The sequence below is a fragment of the Neolewinella maritima genome (genome assembly GCF_923081025.1).
Lineage (GTDB): Bacteria > Bacteroidota > Bacteroidia > Chitinophagales > Saprospiraceae > Neolewinella > Neolewinella maritima.
Genome location: NZ_CAKLPZ010000001.1, coordinates 1206943 through 1226654, shown reverse-complemented (window position 1 = coordinate 1226654; position 19712 = coordinate 1206943). Strand labels below are relative to the sequence as shown.

At 61.0% G+C, this 19712-nt stretch carries 19 protein-coding genes; 5 read left to right on the top strand and 14 right to left on the bottom strand.

What is annotated here, in order from left to right:
• Positions 1-7 precede the first annotated feature (7 nt).
• The 3 genes from MJQ68_RS04990 to MJQ68_RS04980 are packed head-to-tail and all read right to left on the bottom strand — an operon-like array spanning position 8 to position 4569.
• Positions 8-1231, bottom strand: coding sequence for an McrC family protein (locus MJQ68_RS04990; RefSeq protein ID WP_238749915.1), 1224 nt, complete (start codon positions 1229-1231; stop codon positions 8-10).
• On the bottom strand, positions 1228-3444 hold the full coding sequence (locus MJQ68_RS04985) for an AAA family ATPase (protein WP_238749914.1): 2217 nt from the start codon (positions 3442-3444) through the stop codon (positions 1228-1230). The genes MJQ68_RS04990 and MJQ68_RS04985 overlap by 4 nt, the downstream gene beginning before the upstream one ends.
• Before the next feature lie 39 nt (positions 3445-3483).
• Positions 3484-4569, bottom strand: coding sequence for an ATP-binding protein (locus MJQ68_RS04980; RefSeq protein ID WP_238749913.1), 1086 nt, complete (start codon positions 4567-4569; stop codon positions 3484-3486).
• Positions 4570-4809: 240 nt separating this feature from the next.
• On the opposite strand from MJQ68_RS04980, the gene MJQ68_RS04975 reads away from it, so the two are divergent.
• The gene (locus MJQ68_RS04975) at positions 4810-6480 is read left to right on the top strand and encodes an AMP-binding protein (protein WP_238749912.1); all 1671 of its coding nucleotides are present in this window, start codon (positions 4810-4812) and stop codon (positions 6478-6480) included.
• 3 nt (positions 6481-6483) lie between these two features.
• On the opposite strand, the gene MJQ68_RS04970 is transcribed toward MJQ68_RS04975, so the two are convergent.
• From MJQ68_RS04970 to MJQ68_RS04945, 6 genes are all read right to left on the bottom strand, one after another.
• Positions 6484-7668: a coiled-coil domain-containing protein gene (locus tag MJQ68_RS04970; RefSeq protein WP_238749911.1), complete on the bottom strand. Its 1185-nt coding sequence runs from the start codon at positions 7666-7668 to the stop codon at positions 6484-6486.
• A complete protein-coding gene (locus tag MJQ68_RS04965) occupies positions 7668-8678 on the bottom strand; it encodes an HlyD family secretion protein (protein WP_238749910.1) in 1011 nt (336 codons plus the stop codon). The genes MJQ68_RS04970 and MJQ68_RS04965 overlap by 1 nt, the downstream gene beginning before the upstream one ends.
• A 7-nt stretch (positions 8679-8685) precedes the next feature.
• A complete protein-coding gene (locus MJQ68_RS04960) occupies positions 8686-9426 on the bottom strand; it encodes a DUF4956 domain-containing protein (protein ID WP_238749909.1) in 741 nt (246 codons plus the stop codon).
• A 70-nt stretch (positions 9427-9496) separates the two neighbouring features.
• On the bottom strand, positions 9497-9934 hold the full coding sequence (locus MJQ68_RS04955; RefSeq protein WP_238749908.1) for a VOC family protein: 438 nt from the start codon (positions 9932-9934) through the stop codon (positions 9497-9499).
• Positions 9935-9970: 36 nt separating this feature from the next.
• A complete protein-coding gene (locus MJQ68_RS04950; protein WP_238749907.1) occupies positions 9971-11251 on the bottom strand; it encodes an acyl-CoA dehydrogenase family protein in 1281 nt (426 codons plus the stop codon).
• Between the two features lie 63 nt (positions 11252-11314).
• Complete coding sequence (locus MJQ68_RS04945) at positions 11315-12346, bottom strand: phosphotransferase family protein (protein WP_238749906.1); 1032 nt, start codon at positions 12344-12346, stop codon at positions 11315-11317.
• Between the two features lie 293 nt (positions 12347-12639).
• On the opposite strand from MJQ68_RS04945, the gene MJQ68_RS04940 reads away from it, so the two are divergent.
• On the top strand, positions 12640-13338 hold the full coding sequence (locus MJQ68_RS04940; RefSeq protein ID WP_238749905.1) for a DUF1684 domain-containing protein: 699 nt from the start codon (positions 12640-12642) through the stop codon (positions 13336-13338).
• Between the two features lie 29 nt (positions 13339-13367).
• Here MJQ68_RS04940 and MJQ68_RS04935 read toward each other — a convergent pair whose 3' ends face one another.
• Positions 13368-14258, bottom strand: a complete 891-nt coding sequence (locus tag MJQ68_RS04935; protein ID WP_238749904.1) for a dienelactone hydrolase family protein — start codon at positions 14256-14258, stop codon at positions 13368-13370.
• 57 nt (positions 14259-14315) lie between these two features.
• On the opposite strand from MJQ68_RS04935, the gene MJQ68_RS04930 reads away from it, so the two are divergent.
• Both MJQ68_RS04930 and MJQ68_RS04925 read left to right on the top strand, forming a co-directional pair.
• Positions 14316-14825, top strand: a complete 510-nt coding sequence (locus tag MJQ68_RS04930) for a hypothetical protein (RefSeq protein ID WP_238749903.1) — start codon at positions 14316-14318, stop codon at positions 14823-14825.
• A 71-nt stretch (positions 14826-14896) separates the two neighbouring features.
• Positions 14897-15451, top strand: coding sequence for a CIA30 family protein (locus tag MJQ68_RS04925; protein WP_238749902.1), 555 nt, complete (start codon positions 14897-14899; stop codon positions 15449-15451).
• Between the two features lie 64 nt (positions 15452-15515).
• Here the strand turns inward: MJQ68_RS04925 and MJQ68_RS04920 are convergent, their stop codons facing one another.
• Positions 15516-16235, bottom strand: a complete 720-nt coding sequence (locus MJQ68_RS04920) for an acetolactate decarboxylase (protein WP_238749901.1) — start codon at positions 16233-16235, stop codon at positions 15516-15518.
• A 105-nt stretch (positions 16236-16340) separates the two neighbouring features.
• On the opposite strand from MJQ68_RS04920, the gene MJQ68_RS04915 reads away from it, so the two are divergent.
• Complete coding sequence (locus MJQ68_RS04915; RefSeq protein ID WP_238749900.1) at positions 16341-17252, top strand: sugar phosphate isomerase/epimerase family protein; 912 nt, start codon at positions 16341-16343, stop codon at positions 17250-17252.
• A gap of 5 nt (positions 17253-17257) precedes the next feature.
• Here the strand turns inward: MJQ68_RS04915 and MJQ68_RS04910 are convergent, their stop codons facing one another.
• Genes MJQ68_RS04910 through MJQ68_RS04900 form a run of 3 tightly spaced genes read right to left on the bottom strand, consistent with a single transcriptional unit; the run spans position 17258 to position 19695 of the window.
• Entirely contained in the window at positions 17258-18310 is a 1053-nt protein-coding gene (locus MJQ68_RS04910) for a hypothetical protein (protein WP_238749899.1), read from the bottom strand.
• Between the two features lie 40 nt (positions 18311-18350).
• Entirely contained in the window at positions 18351-18794 is a 444-nt protein-coding gene (locus MJQ68_RS04905; protein ID WP_238749898.1) for an acyl-CoA thioesterase, read from the bottom strand.
• 40 nt (positions 18795-18834) lie between these two features.
• Entirely contained in the window at positions 18835-19695 is an 861-nt protein-coding gene (locus MJQ68_RS04900; protein ID WP_238749897.1) for a flavin reductase family protein, read from the bottom strand.
• Positions 19696-19712: the final 17 nt, after the last annotated feature.

Sequence of the window (19712 nt, the reverse complement as noted above, 5' to 3'; positions counted from 1 at the left end):
TCGGCCGTCACTTCCCGGCAATCCACGCATAGATCCGCGCAGCAATATCCCGCAACCAGGCCTCCCCCACCCCACCTAGCGGCACGTACAGCACACTCCCCTCCCGGCCTATCATGCTATCTGCATGGCCTTCCCCGAACTCCCCCCGCACCCGCGGCCGCGCCCCCGGTAAGAGCAGCGCTGCCTTCTCCGCGCCGAACTGCAGGGCGTAAGCATACAGTTGGCGCAGGTCCTGCGCGCCGGGTTGTCCTCCCGAAAGCTCCTTCCACTTGGCGTCCAGTACGATGATTTGTTTGTGCCTGCGCAGCACGATATCTGGCTGCAGGGTAGCGGTATGCCGATCAGACTGCCAGTACGCTTTACGTGGCTGCGCTGCGACCTCGTAGTCCGGCAGGTAGCGCTGAAGGGCCACTGTCAGAAAGCGCTCCCACAGCGCGTTCATATCGAAGAGTAGGGCCATCAAGTGCTCGCGACCGCCCACCAGATCGGGGTGGTAGTTCAGTAGAAGCAGCCGGGCGATCGACAGAGCAGGACCGTAGGACCGGGTAGCCCGAGTAGCCGGCAAGCGATCGAACACCGCCGGCGTGATGCGCAGCGCCGGGAGCTCCGGAAACCTGGCGATCGAAGCGCGTAGTGTGTTACTTACCAAGGGATTATCGGTTAGCTGCACCGCTAACTTTAGTCCCTGTAACAAAATTTGGTGGTGGACGAACTCCTGGTCGTAGGTCGCCGTAGCAGTATAGAAGCGCTCCCGGTGTACCAGGTTGTGCCGGAGCTGCTCGGCAAAGAGGAGGCGTCCGCGCAGGGCCGTAGCGTTCTGCTCCGTCGTGCGGTAGCGGCGGGCCAGACCCCGGCGGAGAAGCTTGCTCACTTCGTGGGCGTAGCGTTCCAGGTACAGGTCCAGAATGTTGTGCGGCCGAGTCTGCAGCTGCGTGCTAGTGGGTGCGGCAAGCGGTAGCCGGTGTACGACCCGTAGCATGTCGAGCAGACGATCACGCCAGAAAGGTTCGGCGTGGTGGCGGTCCAGCTTGGGTAGGATCTCGAGCTGTAAGTCACCCACGCGCAGCACGCCCACGTAAGACAGCAACTGAATGCCCCGGTAGCACAGGTCGAAGTAGCGTTGTGGACTACTAGCATGAAAGCGCTGTAGCGCAGTCAACTGTCCGGCAGTCAGGCGGCCCTCTGGCGCTTGCCCTAGCCGTTCGTGTTCATAGACCGTCAGCCTGGTCACATCAGCTCGGTCAGGGCCCGCACAAGGCCTGCCTCGGACATATCGCGGATGTCCAGCAGGCGGTAGCGGGGCTGCCCGTCGTGGTAGGTCTCCCCGGTGCCCGGTGCGAAGGAAACGAACGTATCGAGTCGTTCGAAAAAGCCCGTGCCCAGTACCAGGCGGAGCTTTTCCGTATCGCCGAAAAAGTACTCTTCCAGTAAGGGGATTACCTGGCTGGCTAGCACCGCCTGCAGACTGACCACGGTACCGTCGATGGGCATAAAGTACGCATGGCCGATCCGGTGATCCTTGTCGAGTAGCCGCTCCACGCGATCGTTAATGGTCTGGAGCACCGCGCTCAACTCCACCTCTCCGACCCGTCGGTCCGCCAGCAAGTCCGGACGGGCGGTAAGCTCGCGGAAGGTGAAGCGACGGCGCAAGGCGCTGTCCAGGGCATCCACGCTGCGATCGGCCGTATTCATGGTGCCGATGAGGTAGAGGTTGGCCGGTACACCGAACGTATCACGGCTGTACGGAAGGGTAACGGTAAGCTCCTCCGGCTGACCGAGCCGCTTGTCGGGTTCCAGTAGCGTGATGAGCTCGCCGAAGATGCGGGAGACGTTGCCGCGGTTGATCTCGTCGATGATCAGCACGTAGTTGTTGGACGCCGGCCGGTGGTCGTGCTCGCGCTCCAGTCCGGCCTGTAGGACAGATTTCTCCATGGGGTACACCGTCTGCACGCTGAACTGCCGGCCGTACACCGTCTTGATGGGATAGGCGATGTTTTGGTATAGCCAGCGCACCGGACGAAACTGTGCGTGCCGGATGGGTGCGTCGACCTTGTGGTAGTAGTCGCCAGTAACTACGCCTACGGCCCGGATGGTCTGTAGGCCGTCGGGAACGAAGACCAGATCACCGGGCTGCATGGCGACCACGAAGTTGCGTACCGCAGTGAGTTCGTAGCCGTAGTCCGACTGTCCGTCGCCACGCTGCTGCTGGATGCGCGCCAGGATCTCACGCTCGTTCGCCACCCCGGTGAAGTCGATCGCAATGCCGTAGCCCAGACTGATGCAGTCGTTGGCTATGCAGTAGTCATAGATCACTGCATCATTCGCATCCCGCACGTTACCCAATGACATCTTGTACGGCTGACCGCGCCGAATAAGCTGTTTGTCGATCCGTAATCCAGCCTGGGTACTGGCCATACTAGCGGCGCGGTTGGCCGTACGCACGGTATCTACCAGCTCGCGAAAGATGCCGGATGCGAGGGTGAAGCCGAGGTCGCCCGCTGCTTCCTCCCCGGTACCATGCCCCCCTGACTGGAGCCTCGGTTTAATACCCTCTACGAAGTCCTCGTAGCTCAGGCTCTGATGGAAGGTGGTGAACACGATGCGCCCCTCGCTCACTAGCCGCCGGTATTCTTCGCGCACCAGGCGGCGGCTGCGCTCCCCTATAGGAAAGGCGGGGTTGGTGATGCGCACGGCCTCGTTGACCGTCTCATAGGTCTTACCGGTGCCGGGCGGACCGTAAAAGATCTGGTTCAGAGGAATACCGGGATCGCGGTCGACAGGGCGGCTACTTGCTCCGTACGGTGCGGGGTCTTCCGCCAGTTGCTGCGGCGGTGTGTCTTCCGCACGGTGCGGTAGCTGCCGCTGCTCTACGAGCTCCTGCATACGGGCGTACTCCGCAGCGGTGATGCGGTGCGCTACAAAGGCTGGGTGGTACTGCTTCACTTCCTCGATCAAACGATCTACCAGGGGCAGGAAGGTTAACAGGTCGTCTTCCGCATCGGTCAGCAGGTCATCGAGTGAGCGGTAGGAGCTTTCTTTTCCCTGGATCACTAGCATTTCGTCCTTGGTTCCGGCACGCGGTGGGCGCGCACGCAGGAGCAGGGGCTGGTCCAGGAGGCGAAGGCGCTGCGCCAGGTCCAGGCAGGCAGCGAGTTGCTGGTCATCACCCACCGTGCGGGGTGCACGCACGTAGAATTCGTAGCTGAACACACTGGCTTTTTGCCGGAACAGCAGGTTGATGAGTCCCCCGGCTACGCCGGGATACGCGATGGGGATCGTCCAGAAGGTGGTGCTGAAGTAGCGCGAGTGCTCGGTGCCGATGAACAGATCGTCGCGGGCTCCCTTACTGGCCTTCTGCCGGGTGCTGAAGCGTAGTTCGGACTGACGGCGCTGTAGCCCCAGCAGCCAGTCGTAGACGGTGCGTTCGTATTCCTGGTAGGTCATGGTGAAAGAGGGGATAGCGTAGTGTATAGTAGAAGCCAGCTAGTGTAGAAGTGACTCGTGGAAATTTTCCGGATTAATCACTTTTGTTTCTCGTGGTTTGTACCGTTCCAGGAAGCTTTTAGCAAAGCGTGCCTTCTTACGCGCACTATACTTAAACTCATACGCTTCGTACGTTCCTCCAGCGGAAATAACTAGATCGACCTCAGACTGCGTTTTGCTTCGCCAGAAATAGAATTGCCCCCTACTGCCTTGGTTACGATGGTGTTTGTAGAGTTCGGTCACCATGAAGTTTTCCCAGAGTGCACCGCGGTCGGCGCGTTCGGCGAAAGGCTTGAAGTCATCGATCACTGCGTTGCGAATCCCATTATCCAGGAAGTAGATCTTCTTCGAGGTGGAAATTTCCTTGCGGGGGTTAGTGGATAAGGCGGATAACCTGAGCAGGACGTAGGAATCTTCCAGCAACTGAATATACCGTTGCACCGTCTTGTTGTCCACGCCCAGAAGTAGTGACAACTCCTGATAGCTTACTTCTGCACCGATCTGGTAGGCAAGTGCACGTAAGAGTTTGACAATCAAATCCGGCTTCCTTACATCCCCATATTCCAAGATATCCTTGTACAGGTAGGAGGCTGCTATCTCTCGCAAGCGCTGCTCCTTGCTATCCGTAGCCGTGACGACCTCCGGATAACAACCGGTCACTAATAGTTCATCCAGACGGTTGAGCGCCGCCGGTAGTCGGATAGCCCCTACGATCTCACTCCAGCTAAGAGCGAATAATTCATACGACCACTTGCGGCCCGTTAGGGGCTCATTGAGGGAGGAGGCAAGGTTCAGGGATGAACTGCCGGAGAGAATCACCTTTACCGGTAAGCGGCCATCGATGCACATCTTTACCGCAAGACCCACGTTTTCGATCCGCTGAGCCTCATCGATTACCAGAAACTGATATCCAACAACAAGCTGAGTGAGTAGAGCGCGCGTAATATCGCTCCACCTCAACCGCGCGGACGGGTCGTCTCCATTTACCCACAATACATCGGGGCGATCTCCAACGATCTTTTCGATCAAGGTTGTCTTTCCTACCTGCCGTGCACCCTGAATGATAATCGCTTTGCGATCCTCCATTCGTTCTACGACGGCGGTTCGTATAGTACGGCTCACATTCGTTTGCATCCAGTAAATATAAGTTTTTTGGGATTGTACTCCTCAAATAACCGCTTATTCTTGGAGTACAGTCCCGAAATATTCGTGTTAGCGAATCCTGACTGGCTCATGGTTTGTACATACGTACGCGGGTAAGCACATAGTCCGCAGCTAAAATTTCACCGCACCCGCGACCCCGCCCGCCTGCCGTACCTTCCGGCCATGTACAGTCTGACCACCCTAGAAGCATTTTACCGCAGAGAAGCCAGCCAGCCGGATAAACCCTTTTTGCACCAGCCGTTCGGCGAGCGCTGGGAAACCTACACCTGGGGCGAAGTAGGCCAGATGGCCCGCAAAGTCGCCAGCTACCTGCACGCCCAGGACCTGAAGCCCGGCAGCCACATCGGATTGGTCTCCAAAAACTGCCGCGAGTGGATCATCGCCGACCTGGCCATCATGATGGCCGGCCACGTCAGCGTCCCCTTCTTCGCTACCCTGACCGGCGAGCAGATCGCCCAGGTGCTGGAACTGGGCGACGTGGATCTACTCTTCGTAGGAAAGACCGAGGTATGGGAGAGTATGCAGACCGGTGTACCCGAAGGCATGCCCGTCATTCGCTTCCCACACTACGCGGGTAACTCCGAGGTCACGCGCGGCAAGGCCTGGGAGGAGATCCTGGCCGAAAACTCCCCGATGGAGGGTACCCCTACCCCGGACCCCGACGGACTCTGGACCATCATCTTCACCAGCGGCACCACGGGTACCCCCAAGGGCGTGATGCTGAGCCTGAAGAACCAGATCGCGCTGATGGCCGAGCTCTGGGACCGCAATCCGCTAGCCAATGACTACAATGGCAACAACCGCTACTTCTCCTTCCTGCCCCTGAACCACGTGGCCGAGCGGGGTACGATCGAGACCATTTGCTTTACCCACGGCGGGGAGATCTTCTTTACCGAAAGCATCGAGCGCTTTGCGGCCAATCTCCAGGATGCCCGGCCTACTTTCTTCTTTGCCGTGCCCCGCATCTGGACCAAGCTGCGCCAGGGGGTGCTCAAGAAGCTGCCGCAGGAGAAATTGGATAGTCTGCTCGGCATCCCGCTGGTTTCCTGGTTCATCAAGCGCAAGATCCGCAAGGGGCTGGGCCTGGATCAGTCGCGCCGTAACGTCACCGGAGCCGCCCCAATCCCCCAGGAGACCAAGGACTGGTTTGCCCGCCTCGGTATCCCTATCGCCGAAGCCTACGCCATGACCGAGAACGGCGCGGTGGGACACATGATCTATCCCGAGCAGGACCGCCCCGGTTCCGTAGGCCAGACCCTACCCGGTACGGAGTGTAAGCTCGATCCTGAGACGAACGAGGTACTCACACGGGCTTCCTACACCATGGTCGGTTACTACAAGAGCCCGGAGAAGACCGCCGAGGCCATCGACGCCGACGGCTGGCTCCACACCGGCGACCAGGGGCAGATCGACGCTGACGGCTTTCTGACCCTCACAGGTCGCGTGAAGGACACCTTCAAGACGGCCAAGGCCAAATTTATCGTACCCAGTGAGATCGAGGAGAAGTTCTCCGGTAACACCGACATCGACCAGCTCTGCGTAGTGGGCCTCGGTATGCCACAACCCCTCATGCTCGTGTCGCTATCGGAAATAGCCGAGGATAAGGATCGTACTACCCTGAAGGACAGCCTATCAGCGCAATTGGCCGAAGTAAATAGTAAGCTACCAAGCTACAAGAAACTGGGAGCCTTAGTGGTGCTCGACGAGCCCTTCAGTGTAGAGAATAATATGCTCACACCCACACTGAAAGTAAAGCGGCCGCAGGTGCATACGGCCTATAAGGATCGCATGGCGGCCTGGGTCGAGGGGCAGGAGTCCGTGGTATTTCTGTAGCAACTACAGCAGTTCGCCACCGGGATAGCTGCACAGTTCCTCGCGGGCGTCCCGCCAGTCCAGATACGCTTCCAGTACCCGCTCTACTGCGCTAAGCCGGTCCAGTTGCCGCTCGAGCCGTTGGGCGTTTACGCGCAGCAGAAAGCGGGGGTCTACGTCTTCCCGGCTCGCCACGGTGGTGGCCAAACTACTCAGGTCGTCGGCTTCTTCGCGGAGGATCAGCTCCGTGGCCCGGTAGGACGCGATGGCGCCGCGCAGGGCGGTAGCGCTGAAGGTGCCGGCGATCTGGCGCACCTGCGTCTGCAAACTTCCCTCCCGCTCGATCAATTCTTTCTCGAGTTGTAGTTGCCGGATCTTCAGCTTGCTGTCGCCAGAATCGCGGATACGTAGGGCTAGTCCAACCGAAAAATTCTCTCTGAACTCACTGTCTCGATTGGAGCGGTAGCGCAGTTGCAGGAAGTCGAGCAACTGCCGTCCTTCGGCTTCTTCCAGGGCGATCTCCCGGTCGATGAGCGCCAGGTCATAGGCGGTTTCGGGATCCTGACGGGGGGCTATGGCTAGTTCTTCAGCGCGGGTAGCTAAGTCGTCAACGGTAGGAAAGGCGGTGAAGTCCAGGGGGGCATCGTCGAGTCCGTAGGCTGCACGCAGTTGCGCTATACGCTGTAGAATAGCCTGCCGATCAAGGAGTAGTTCCGTCCGATCCGTACGTAATTTAAAGCGGTCGTTAGGATCACCCCGCAGGGCGGCGGCGTAGCGATCGGCAACGCGCTGCCGGTCCTGGTACACCAGCTGTAGGGAGTCGACGATCTCCAGTTCGCGCTGCAGCAGGTAGAGCCGGACCCAGTCGCGGTAGAGGTCTTCGGTACGGTCGCAGGTCGCTTCATTGAGAGTTTCCAGGGGTTCCAGTAGTAGCTGATCGTAGAACGCCCGCTGGGCCCGGGCGCGGCCGCGGGAGGAGAAGTTGAGCCGCAGGGTGTACTCCTGCCGTTCGTAGTTGTTTTCGTCCGTCTCGGTGCGCAGGTCGTACGAGTCGATGAAGGGGGTGCGAAAGCGGGGACCGGCTTGGGGTGCAGGGGCGGACAGGTTGACGCCACCCCGGGCGAAGAACTGTTCCACGTCGATCGCCTGAGCACCTGCGGCGGAGCATAGCCCCGTGAGCATTACGGACAGCAGTACGTAGCGACCCATCACTCCCGTTCGCCTTGACCGAGGTACCGCAGACTCACCTTCTCTTTCTGCAGAAAGTCGTTCGTAGCGGGAATCCGCAGCGTCACTTCCCGTCCGTAGCTGGCTACCTCGGGAAACTTGCGCAGGCGGGTGGGAATCTCGACGATCCGGCTGCCGAGACCGATCACCTCCCCGCGGTACTGGCTCCCTTCCTCCTGCAGACTGATCACGTCGAACTGATCACCCACGCGGACCTCCACGGCCAAATTCTCGTGTACATACCCCTTGACCAGCTCCGAGTGCGGTTGGTAGAAGGTGATGAGGTTGGCGTAGGCAGATTTATACTCTCCTTCCCGGCAGTTGATGCTACCCACCAGGCCATCGGCCGGGGCGGTCAGGATGACCTGCTCCTGCTGCAGACTGCTATCGAAGCGGGCCTCGGCCTGCAGGCGGAGGATACGCTGGCGGGCGGGCGACTGTCCGTAGGTCAGGCTACGCTCCAGCGCACTGCGTTCCTGGGTATAGCTATCTACGGCCCGCTGGCGGCGCTGTTCGAGCTGCTGCAGTTCGTCGCGCAGGGGTTGGTAGGTAGCCCGGGGCAGGTCTACGGTGCTCAACTCCTGCGATAGGGAGGACTTGAAGTCGATCTCCTGCTGCAGCTCCGTAATCTGTTCGTCGATGGTAGCCAGTCGGTTACGCTGTTCGAGCTCCAGGGCAGCCAGGTCTTCGCGGCGGCTGGCCTGACGATCGGCCTGCTCGGCGGTCTCTTCCTCGATGCGGTAGGCCTGATCGGCGAGCCGCTGCTGTTTAGGCCGGCTTTCCAGTACGAGGAGCACGTCGCCGCTATCGACGGCCTGCCCCGGCTGCACCAGGATGCGGACTACCGCGCCGGGCTGGTTGTAGTTGACCTCCATCTCGTTGCTTTCGGCAAAGCCGTAGAAGGCCAGTTCGTCGCCCGGCGGATCGCTCAGCAAAAAGAATAGCGCTACCCCTACCAGGACCACCACGATGTAGAACAGATTGATCTTCACGGCCGGACTAGAGTTTGGTTTGACGTTGCTGGAAATTGAGGCGCAGGTCTTCGAGTCCTTCGATCTCCTCCAATCCGGCGGTCAGCTCGGTCAGCGTAGCGGAGGGGCGGAGCCGTACCAGGTAGGTAAACTCCTGCAGGTCTTCGCGGCTGATCTCCTCCACCACGGGCAGGCCCTGCTCGGTGTAGTTCTTCATCCGCTTAGGGTTGAGGTAGCGAAGCTTTTCCAGTTCGTAGTCGCGGCAGTAGCGGTCCATCGCCGTCTCGATAGTAGCCCGCAGGTGGTCTTCCTTAAGGACCTGTAGCCGCAGCTCACCGATGAGCTCGTTGTTGTCGCTCAGGGGGGATAGGTACAGGATGAAGGCGGCCAGACAGAACACCAGGGTAGACGTCAGCGCCACGGTAAAGCCCAGCACGCCGGCCGCGATACCCACACCCAGCGAGGCAAACATGAAGGTGATGTTGCGGGGGTCGTCGAGCACCGTGCGGAAGCGGATAATACTGAGTGCACCCAGGATACCCAACCCGCGCGCCACGCTATCTCCAATGGCCTGCATGATCATCGCCGCCACCATACTGATCAGCACCAGGGCCTGCAGAAAGTGGGCCCGCCGGTAGATGCTCTTGGTCGTCAGCTGATAGGTGATCGCGATCAGTGAAGACAAGAAGAAGGAGAAGAGCGTAGACAGCAGAATGACGTAAAAGCCCGGTGTGTCGGGATCGTAATTGAGTACGTCAAAATCAAGCATATTGGTAAGTCTGTAACGGGCGAATATAGGCCGGAGAAATGCATCCGGATACCATCAAACGTCGTCTGCGTCATTCCAAGTACCGAAACGGCTGGCCTCCGTAAAGCGGATCGGCAAATATCTGCGGGTCGATCCCGGCCCGGTCTTCCGGCTCCGAACACACCTCGACCAGGTTACCCGAGGGGTCGCGCACGTACAGCTGTAGCGACCCGTCCGGCAGTTCGCGAAGCTTACCCCAGGGGGAGGTGTCGAGTCGGCCGAGCGCCTTCATGCGGTGAAATACGGCACTGAAGTCCGGCACCCGCAGACATACATGGCCCCGGAAGGACGGCGCCGTGTCGGGGAGCTCCGCGAGGTGGAGTTCCTGCTGCGCGTTCACGATCAGGAAGGCCCCCGGGTAGTCCAGCCCCGGCACCCTGCGTTCGCGCAAGCCGAACTCCTGTACGTAGAAGTCGCGGGCGGGGGCGAGTTCCCGGACGATCAGGGTAACGTGTTGGATGCGGATCATGCTATCAGTACTTCTGAATGCTGTACTTATGTGTAGCTACTCATTGCCTTTCTGCCTCTCCCCCGGCCCCTCTCCAGGGGAGAGGGGAGACGTCTCCGCAGGCTCGCGCAGACTACCATACGCGCTGATCGTATTGCGACCCAGTTGGTACATGTGCACTTCGTCCGGACCGTCGGCAAGTCGGATGCTGCGGGCGTAGACATAGTATTCGGCTAATGGCAGGTCGCTGGATACGCCGAGTCCGCCGTGCGCCTGGATGGCGCGGTCGATGACCGTGCAGGCCATGGTCGGACATACGATCTTGATCATCGCCACCAGATCCTTGGCCGCCTTGATGCCCTGGCGGTCGATGCGGTCGGCGGCCGAAAGGGTCAGCAGGCGGGCCTGCTCGATCTCGCAGCGGCAGCGTGCTACCTCCTGGCGGATGCTGCTGAACTTGCTGAGCTCCCGCCCGAAGGCCGTCCGCTCCCCCACCCGCTTACACAGCAGCTCCAGCGAGCGCTGGGCCGTGCCGATGAGCCGCATGCAGTGATGGATGCGCCCCGGCCCCAGCCGGCCCTGCGCGATCTCGAAGCCCCTGCCCTCCCCCAACAGCAGATTACCGGCCGGTACGCGCACGTCGGTCAGTTTGATCTCGGCGTGGCCGTGCGGACTGTCCACCGTCCCGAATGCCTGCAGCGGGCGCACGATATCCACCCCCGGCGTATCGGCCGGCACCAGGATCATACTCTGCTGCACGTGGCGCTGGGCCTCGGGGTCGGTCTTACCCATCACGATGTACAGCTTGCAGTCGGGGTGCATCGCGCCGGTACTCCACCACTTGTGGCCGTTGATGACGTAGTCATCGCCATCGCGCTCGATGCGGGTCGTGATATTGGTGGCATCCGAAGAGGCTACAGCCGGCTCCGTCATCAGGAAGGCGGAGCGAATCTGTCCGTCGAGCAGCGGCAGCAGCCAGTCGCGCTGCTGGTCGGAGGTGCCGTACTTAGCCAGCACTTCCATGTTGCCGGTATCCGGGGCGTTACAGTTGAATATCTCGCTGGCCCAGAGCACGCGGCCCATGATCTCGGCCAGGGGGGCGTACTCCAGGTTGGTCAGTCCCGGACTGAGCTCACCGTACTCCTCGGGCAGGAACAGGTTCCACAGTCCGGCGGCCTTGGCCCGTTCCTTCAACCCCTCCATCGGCGGAAACACCTGCCAGGGATTGGCCTGGGTGAACGCGCGATACTCCGCCTCCAGGGGGTATACGTGCTCCTCCATGAAGGCGGTGAGGTGGCGGATGTTATCCTGGGTGGTGGGGGTATAGGCGAAGTGCATGGTCGGGGGGTTAGGGGGGCGGGCCTCTAAGTGGGCGGGGGGCCGCAGGTGCAAGGTAAGGAGCTAGGCGGCGAGCTTGTCCCGCCCCAATTGGGCGAAGGCGCGGGCGGCGCGGCCGAACTTTTCCATCCGCTCATCCCGCGTACTCCCCTGAACGTAGCGGTGGTAGAGCTGCTGGGCGATCACGGCAGTTTTGTAGCAGGCAAAGGCTTCGTACCAGGACATACGACTCAGGTCGAAGCCGGTGTACTCCGCGTAGCGGGCCTTGAGGTAGGCTTTATCGGGCCAGTTGCCGTCCAGCAGGCGGATCGGCATGTCGGCGGCGTTCAGCGCCGGATCGGGCCAGAAGCTGAGCGTGCCGGCCAGGTCGATCAGCGGATCGCCCAGCGTAGCCATATCCCAGTCGAAGACTGAACTCACGCGGTCCGGCTCCTCGGCCTGATACTGACAGTTGTCGAACTTCAGGTCGCCGTGCACGATGCTCACGGCCTGCGGCCCGGGAATATCGTCAGCCAGGGCTGTGGCCAGGTGATCCATCGCGGCGTTTTCCTCTAGTTTGGCCAGTTGCCAGCGTTTGGTCCAGCCGCGCAGCTGGCGGACGGCGAATCCTGCGGGCTTCCCAAGGTCCTGCAGACCGGCCTGCGCTACGTCTACGCGGTGCAGATCGGCACTTACGCGCATGAGGGCATCGGTCAGTCTGCGCTCCACGTCGGGCAGCCCCTGGAACACCTCCGGTAGTCCGTAGCGCACCACGACGCCGTGCCGCCGCTCCATGACCACGAAGTCGGCACCGATCACCTCTGGATCCGTACACAGCAAGAGGGCGCGGGGCGCGGGTGCGAAGCGATCCCCCAGGCGGGACAGGATCTGGTACTCCCGCCGCATGTCGTGAGCCCCGGGGGCGATGGTGCCGAAGGGCGGGCGGCGCAGCACCAGCTCCTGGTCCCCGAAGCGAAGTTCGTAGGTCAGGTTAGCGTGTCCCCCGTGAAACTGGGTGATGGTGAGCGGGCCGGTTAGTTCGGGCAGTTGCTGGCGCAGGTAGGGTTCGAGGCGCTGGGTGGGGAGTTCTTCTCCGGGTCGGATGGGCTTGGGCATAGGTCTAGAATGGCAGATACCATAAACTGGTGAAGCTGAAGGTTACGAAACTTAATGGGCCCGCCGGTAGCACCGCGTCATTGAACTATAGCCGCTTATGCTCCTGATGGACCAGCGTTCGGTCTAGAATATGTACGGAAAGGTGTCTCGTGGGCGGGACAATATACGGGGGCCGAGTAGCCTGGACCGATCAAGATAGTTCGCCCCCCGCTATCCGACTACGCAGTACTCCGGAGACACTCGGGCTAGAAGCCACTCGGCCTTTTTGGGTGGTGGCGGCGTAGATTTGTCTGATGCATGCTATTCCTACTTTGCGCACGGCGGCTCGTGCTCGGTACAGCCTCCCCGTCACTCTCCTAGTTCTACTGCTGGTATGCTCGTGCGCTAGCCGACGTCCTTTCATAGCGGACTCAGTAAATGCTCAAGCGGATCAGGAAACCGCTGTAGCCGACGCCGCAGCATTTCAGGCCGACCTCAGCGAGACCTACCTGGATCCCGAGCGGACGATCCTGAGCGAAAGCAAGCTGGCCCGTCTGCAGGCGCTCGGCGGACTCAACTTCTACCCCATCGATCCGGCCTACGTGGTGGTGGCCGACTTCACCCGCTACTCCGAACCGGAGATCATTGAGATGAAGACCAGCAGTGCCCGCCTGGCGGAGTTTCGGGTGTACGGGCGAGCTACGTTTGAACTGCAGGGCGAGGAGCTCGCACTGGATGTTTACGAAACTACCAATCCGAACGTACCGGAGGAGTACGCCGGTCTGCTGTTCCTGCCCTTCCGCGATGCGACCTCCGGAAAGGAAACTTACGGCGGGGGCCGCTACATCGATCTGCCTAGCCCGGAGGGTGATGAACTGCTGATCGACTTCAACCAGGCGTACCAGCCCTACTGCGCGTACAGCGATGGGTTTTCCTGTCCGGTGCCACCGGCGCAAAACGACATGACGGTAGCGATCCGGGCCGGCGTACGCACTACCGAGCTGGGAGACTAGGGCGAGGCGTTGCACGCCGGGGAGACTGGCTAGCTGCGCAACTTAGCGTTGAAGAACGCGATTGTACGCTCCCAGGCCAGCTGAGCCGCCGCCTCGTCGTAGCGCGGCGTGGTGTCGTTGTGGAAGCCGTGGTTGACGTCGGGGTAGATGTGCGCTTCGTACTCTTTGCCGTTATCCTGCAGGGCGGCCTCGTAGTCCGGCCAGCCGGCATTGACGCGCTCGTCGAGCTCGGCGTAGTGTAGCAGGAGAGGTGCCTGGATGTTTGGCACGTCTTCCGCGGCGGGCTGACTACCATAGAAAGGGACCGCCGCACCGAGGTCCGAACAGCGTACCGCCAGGGCGTTGGATACAAATCCACCAAAGCAGAAGCCTACGACCCCCACCTGCCCCGTGCACTCGGGGTGGTGCCGGAGATATTCGTAGGCGGCGACGAAGTCGTCAACCATCGCGTCCCGGTCACGCTCCCGCTGCAGGGTGCGGCCCTCGTCATCATTGCCGGGGTAGCCGCCGAGGGGCGTCAGTGCATCGGGAGCCAGAGAGATGAAGTCGGCTACGGCAGCGCGGCGGCCGACGTCCTCGATGTAGGGGTTCAGGCCGCGGTTTTCGTGCACGACCAGGATGCCGGGGAGTTTTTCGGTCTTGTCTACCGGGCGGGCGAGCTGACCGCGGATGGTGATGCCGGATTCCGGGGTGGTGTACTCTACGGTGTCGCTATCTAGCCGAGGATCGTCCGCCGCGATCTGCACGCGGCTGGCGTACTGCGGCATCAAATATTCCAGTAGTGCGCTGACCGTGAGCCCCCCGACGGCGTACTGCGACAATTGCTTGACGAAGCCCCGCCGGTCGAGCTGATTGTGCGCATAGCGGTCGTACAGGGTGAATACTTCCTGGGGTAGCTTCGACTTATTGAACTTCGGCATCGTGCGGTGTTTGGTGGCAGCACAAGCTAGTGCACCCAACGCACTTACGCCCCCGCCATGATCTACTCCCTCCCCACCGATGCCGGTGGCATGCTCAAGCCCGGCGCCCTGGACCAACTCGGTGGTCCCTACAGCCTCTACGTGCGCCTGTGGCGGGGCGGCACCGGCTCGCCGCGCGTGATCTACACCGGTGGGGTACGGCAGTTCGATGCCCTGCGCCGCGACGTGGGCGGCGAGGTAGCCTTCCTGACCATGGAGGAGCTGAGTCGGGGACTGGTGTTCCGGCTAAATATCAACCAGCGCATCGCCTGCGTGGGTATCCTTAAGGCTGACGTCGATTTCGTGCACCTGCTGGCCTACCGCGTGCGTGTCCGCATCAAGCGACAAATCCGGATCGTGCACCGCGGTGACCTGCGCTTCGACCTCCGGGACGGCACGATGCTCACCATGGAAGTCATCGTACGCAAATTCCAGGCGGTAGACCACTACTTCAGGAAGTGCGGATTGTGTGACCGGTATTCGATGGAAGTGAGTACGGCGGACGTGGAGAATGACAGTTTGTACTAGGCCCTGCACCTGCGTGGCCCCGCCCCCCTGCGGGACGGGAACAACATCCCTGTACTTCGGGTTAGGAACCTATGCGCACAACGCTCCTTCTGCTTACCGTAATCCTTCTAGCCATGGCCCCCGCTCAGACCAACGACCCCGTCTCCATCTATGACTTCCGCAAGGGCACGCCGGCTACGAGCTGGGTGGTGCAGGACGATACCGTGATGGGCGGCGTATCGGCCGGACAGATCGAAATGACCGAGCACGGCCACCTACGGTTTTACGGTCATGTGTCGCTGGAAAACAACGGGGGCTTCTCCTCCATCCTGCACACCCTCAACCAGCCGGTAGATGTGTCGGGCCTGGAGCACTTCAACGTGCGGCTCAAGGGGGACGGCAAGCCCTATACCCTGCGCGTCAAATCGCAGCCAGACCAGAACTACTACTACCAGGCCAGCGTCCCGACCAGCGGGGAGTGGGAGCAGGTGCAGGTGCCTTTCGAGGATATGGAAGCGGTGCACCACGGTGAGCCGGTCGACGTGCCGAACTTTGCCGGAGGAATGGTACACAAGGTGCAGTTCCTGATCGGCAATAAGAAGGAGCAGGACTTCGAGGTGCTCATCGACCGTATCGAGGCCAAGTAAGCAGTTAGTCCAGCGGTCGCGGGGGTGGCACCACTGGGATATCGTCGTGCTGGTTAACTGTCCACTATTCCGGTAGAAACAGCTTCATTCCCTCCCCGAAGGTCACCCCGCTCAGCCGTCCCATCACGTCGCGTTCCCGCGTGATTAAGTGCATGCGCGTGTAGCTGTCGAGATCCGTAAACACTCCCTGGTGGGCAGTGCTGAAAAAGCCAAGCACATCCACCTCCCGGTCCTGTACCGTAAGGGTCAGCTGGCCGCGCTCGGCCTCCTCCGGTGATTCGATACTGAGCCCCTCTTTGAGGTTCAGTACGGTCAGCTTGGCCGTACGCACGGGTCCGGCTAGCCGGTAGGCGAACGGTCGCGGATCGCCGATGGTGAGCTGGTCCAGGTAATCGGTAAATTGCTTTAGGCTACGTACCGTGGAGGGCACGGTGTATTCGTTCCAGGTACGCTGGTGGGTGTAGACGAAGAAGGGCGGGCTTTCCCTCAGCGTCTCTTCTACGCGCAGCTCGTCCGCAGCGGTAACCTGACTCCGGTAGCCCTTCCCGTCAAATACTAGAACCGCTCCGCGCAGGTATTCGGCCGGACCGAGCCCGTAGAGTCCGTCCAGATTTTCGATCGTATTGAGGTCGATGGATCCGCTGATTCGCCCGTCGTACAGCGTAGCCCGCTGGGTACCGGCGATGGACAGCGCGGCATCGGAGGTGATCGCCTGACCCGGCGGCGGACGGTTGGGGTCGCAGGCCGTCAGGAGTAGCAGTAGTAATAGTGAGCAGTATTTCATGGCAGACTGGGGGAGTGATCGGGTGAACGGCACGGGCCGCTAAAGGTAGCTAGCCCCGCACCTCCAATAGCCTGGGATAGCGCCCTGCCGCCCTATATTGGAGCTATGCAACTAGGATTCGTTTCTGCCATTCTTCCGGAGCAGTCGCTGGAGGACGTCTTCCGCCTGGCCGCCGAGATCGGCTACGACTGCGTAGAGCTCATGTGCTGGCCCCCGGGAAAGGCCGAGCGGCGCTACGCCGGAGTCACCCACATTGATGTAACCGATCTGGCGGGGCCGCAGGTGCAACGTTTTCAAGAACTGGCGCGGTCTTATGGCGTGACGATCAGTGCACTAAGCTACTATCCCAATATGCTGGTCGCAGACCGTGCAGAGGGGCAGCGGTACATCGACCACTTCCGCCAGGTGATCGACGCGGCCGCTCTCCTGGGGGTAAACCGGGCCAATTCGTTCATCGGGCGCGACCCCAAGAAATCCGTGGAGGACAACTGGCCCCGCTTCCGGGAGGTGTGGGGTCCGCTACTGCAGCACGCCGAAGCGCGGGGCGTGCAGGTTGGGATCGAGAATTGCCCGATGCTCTTTACAGATGACGAGTGGCCCGGGGGCAAGAACCTGGCTACTAGTCCAGCCATCTGGGAACGGATGTTTACTGACTTCCCGACCGCCAGCTTCGGACTCAATTACGACCCCTCCCACATGGTATGGCAAGGTATGGACTACCTGTCCCCTCTGCGGGACTTTAGCGACCGGCTGGTGCACGTACACGCCAAGGATGTGCGCGTCGATCAGCACCTGCTGGACCGTCACGGCAGCATGGCCCCACCTAATCTTTGGCACACCCCTAAGCTGCCCGGATTGGGGCAGGTCGACTGGGGGCAGTTCTTCAGCGTACTGAGCAGTGTAGGCTACAGTGGACCGGTATGCGTGGAGGTGGAAGACCGCGCTTACGAGGGGAGTCTGGAGGATCGGACCCGGTCACTGCGGCAGAGTTACCGCTACCTACGGCAGTTCATGTAGCCAGGCTAGGGGGCTACTTCGATGCGTAGGTAATTATCCGTGCCGAGCAAGCGATTTCCATCTAATTGCACCACGGAGACGGGCAGCGTAAAGGTGATGCTCTCCCGGTTGTGGACGAAGATCCGGTAGGCCGCATCCGTATCGTCGGCTACGGTGAGTAGGCCCTTGTCGAGGTCCAGTACGTAACTGCCCTGTAGTACGATATGGTCGTTGGAGAGGAACATCACCGTACCATCGTCGAGGAAGCTGGCACTGATATTACCGAGATCGCCCGGGTCGATCAGGCTGCGGCGGGGGAGGCGCTTGGCATCGACGGTGGAGGCTGCTTCCTGGTTACGCTGTTCTGGCACCAGCAGGAAGCTGCGCGAATAGCCGGCATTCACTTCATCTACGAAGGCCGCCGCGGTGTAGTCCAGCGGTGGCGCCGCGACCCGCTCGAAGGTCACGGGATGCACCTCGGCACCTTCGATCAGCCGGCCGCTGAAGGCTTCCGTACCGACGCTGTCTACTAGTACTAACGCGTTATCTAAGTATTCACTCCGCCTGCGCTCACTTAACACCAGCACGGGTTGCGGCTCGGTGAGCGGCAGGGTGTACTCCGAGTACTGCAGGCCAGGACCCGTACCCTGCCAATCCATCAGGTGATTTACAAAATCGCGCGAACCCGCACGGGCGTACTCCGGAAAGCCGGTGAAGGTAGGCTCGAAGCTGGCCCAGTACGCTTCACCCAGGTAGCGGTAGGTGAAGGGGTGGGAGGTCAGGAAGGAGGTATCGAGGGGTGAAGCCACTTCGCGCAGCGCGATCAGCTCGCCCGCCGTAGCCAGTGTACTCAGTGTGCTGCCTGGTGTGAGGCTGATCGTCGTGTCCCGCGATCCGAGTAGACTGCGTATCGCTACCTTGTCCCCCCGCCGCTCCAGTACATCGGCGTGGCGTAGCGGTCCCTGCCCGGGCAGATCGGTGATGTACAGGTAGCGTTCGCCGCGCGGCACCTCATTGGTGGACGATCCGCAACTCAGCGCAAGCAGTAGTAGCAGCAAACTCCAGATTCCTCGCATCATGGTGAGGTGTACGCCCCCTGCACCCAAAAGTTGCCCGCTGCTACGAATGGGTGCGTACGGTTTGGTCCTCCCGCTTGATGCCGGCGATCCAGGCGTCCGGTAGCGGCACCTTGCGCAAGCCGGCGTAATCGTAGGGTACGATAGCCTGCTTGGTTACCGCCGCCAGCCGTCCGTGCCGCTGGCTGAATATGGCCGTCTGCATGATGAAGCGATCTTCGAGCACCTCGATGGTGCGCGCGCCTACCCGGGCGGTGTCGGGGTAGGTCATGGGGAAGGTGTACTTGCAGTCCTGCCAGGCCAGAATACCCCCCGTGCCGCCCTCGGGACCGAAGCTGATATCCACCCCGATGGCCTCGAAGTAGACCACTCGGACCGACTCCGCCCACCGCAGGTAGACCAGATTGTTGACGTGATTGGCGGAGTCCATATCCCCCCAGAGGACGGGGAAATCGTGTAGGTGGGTGAAGTCTTCAAGGGTAAGCATACAGTACGTTTATCGGTGAGGAAAAGCGTGGGGGCAACAGTCAGACCAGCATAGCCAGCGCCTCCACTACCCTGCCCTCCCGGAGGTAGACCTGGGCCAGTTCGTGCAAGTGTACGGTGCCGCGGCGGCGTGCGCGCTGTACGTCAGGTAGATCGCGGACCTGATTTATGGTGTCCGCATCCGGCAGTTGCTCCTGATTGGCTAGGCGGCCGAGGTTGTTGCCGGTCAGTACGGTACTCTGCCGGATGTGCGCGGGTAGTTGGTCGATGCCCATGCCGCAGTTGCGCAGCGGCTTGGGGATCTCGAATAGTGTCTCCGGCGTGATGCGGGCGTAGTCGCTGCCCCCCAGGCGGGCCACCAGGTCGAGTTTGCGGGTAGCTAGTTTGCCGTCGTCGTCCAGCATGCCCTCCTGCACATGGATGCGCAGCACTTCGCAGACGACCAGGTTACCGGCTCCCCCACCCTCCCCCAGGGCGATCACTTCATTGACGCGGCACTCGAAGCAGACTGGCGCCTCCCCCACCCGGGGCGGCCGCACGACCTCGCTGGCTACTTCGGTAAAGCCCCCCTTGCCAAACTCATTGACCCCCGTGGGATATTCCGTACTGGTCAACGAGACCTGCTCCACCATCGGGTAGTTCACGATGCTGATGGTGGCCTCGGCTACCTCGTGTACGTTGTTCAGCGTATCCTTCGCACTGCCGTCGCGGCCCCGCCGAATGGGTGAGAACACCAGGATGGGCGGCCGGGTACTGAACACATTGAAGTAGCTGAAGGGGCTCAGATTCACCCGTCCGTTAGCATCCACTGTAGAGACAAAGGCGATGGGACGCGGCGCCACGGCGGTGGACAAGTAGCCGTACAGGTCGCCGGCGGATAGGTCGTTGGGGTCTAAGATCATGGGTTGATTATAAGGCG

Excerpts from the sequence above, each read along its gene's own strand:
- MJQ68_RS04985 (WP_238749914.1), bottom strand. The coding sequence starts at position 3,444 with ATGACCTACCAGGAATACGAACGCACCGTCTACGACTGGCTGCTGGGG.
- MJQ68_RS04980 (WP_238749913.1), bottom strand. The coding sequence starts at position 4,569 with ATGGAGGATCGCAAAGCGATTATCATTCAGGGTGCACGGCAGGTAGGA.
- MJQ68_RS04975 (WP_238749912.1), top strand. The coding sequence starts at position 4,810 with ATGTACAGTCTGACCACCCTAGAAGCATTTTACCGCAGAGAAGCCAGC.
- MJQ68_RS04970 (WP_238749911.1), bottom strand. The coding sequence starts at position 7,668 with ATGGGTCGCTACGTACTGCTGTCCGTAATGCTCACGGGGCTATGCTCC.
- MJQ68_RS04960 (WP_238749909.1), bottom strand. The coding sequence starts at position 9,426 with ATGCTTGATTTTGACGTACTCAATTACGATCCCGACACACCGGGCTTT.
- MJQ68_RS04955 (WP_238749908.1), bottom strand. The coding sequence starts at position 9,934 with ATGATCCGCATCCAACACGTTACCCTGATCGTCCGGGAACTCGCCCCC.
- MJQ68_RS04950 (WP_238749907.1), bottom strand. The coding sequence starts at position 11,251 with ATGCACTTCGCCTATACCCCCACCACCCAGGATAACATCCGCCACCTC.
- MJQ68_RS04945 (WP_238749906.1), bottom strand. The coding sequence starts at position 12,346 with ATGCCCAAGCCCATCCGACCCGGAGAAGAACTCCCCACCCAGCGCCTC.
- MJQ68_RS04940 (WP_238749905.1), top strand. The coding sequence starts at position 12,640 with ATGCATGCTATTCCTACTTTGCGCACGGCGGCTCGTGCTCGGTACAGC.
- MJQ68_RS04935 (WP_238749904.1), bottom strand. The coding sequence starts at position 14,258 with ATGCCGAAGTTCAATAAGTCGAAGCTACCCCAGGAAGTATTCACCCTG.
- MJQ68_RS04930 (WP_238749903.1), top strand. The coding sequence starts at position 14,316 with ATGATCTACTCCCTCCCCACCGATGCCGGTGGCATGCTCAAGCCCGGC.
- MJQ68_RS04925 (WP_238749902.1), top strand. The coding sequence starts at position 14,897 with ATGCGCACAACGCTCCTTCTGCTTACCGTAATCCTTCTAGCCATGGCC.
- MJQ68_RS04920 (WP_238749901.1), bottom strand. The coding sequence starts at position 16,235 with ATGAAATACTGCTCACTATTACTACTGCTACTCCTGACGGCCTGCGAC.
- MJQ68_RS04915 (WP_238749900.1), top strand. The coding sequence starts at position 16,341 with ATGCAACTAGGATTCGTTTCTGCCATTCTTCCGGAGCAGTCGCTGGAG.
- MJQ68_RS04910 (WP_238749899.1), bottom strand. The coding sequence starts at position 18,310 with ATGATGCGAGGAATCTGGAGTTTGCTGCTACTACTGCTTGCGCTGAGT.
- MJQ68_RS04905 (WP_238749898.1), bottom strand. The coding sequence starts at position 18,794 with ATGCTTACCCTTGAAGACTTCACCCACCTACACGATTTCCCCGTCCTC.
- MJQ68_RS04900 (WP_238749897.1), bottom strand. The coding sequence starts at position 19,695 with ATGATCTTAGACCCCAACGACCTATCCGCCGGCGACCTGTACGGCTAC.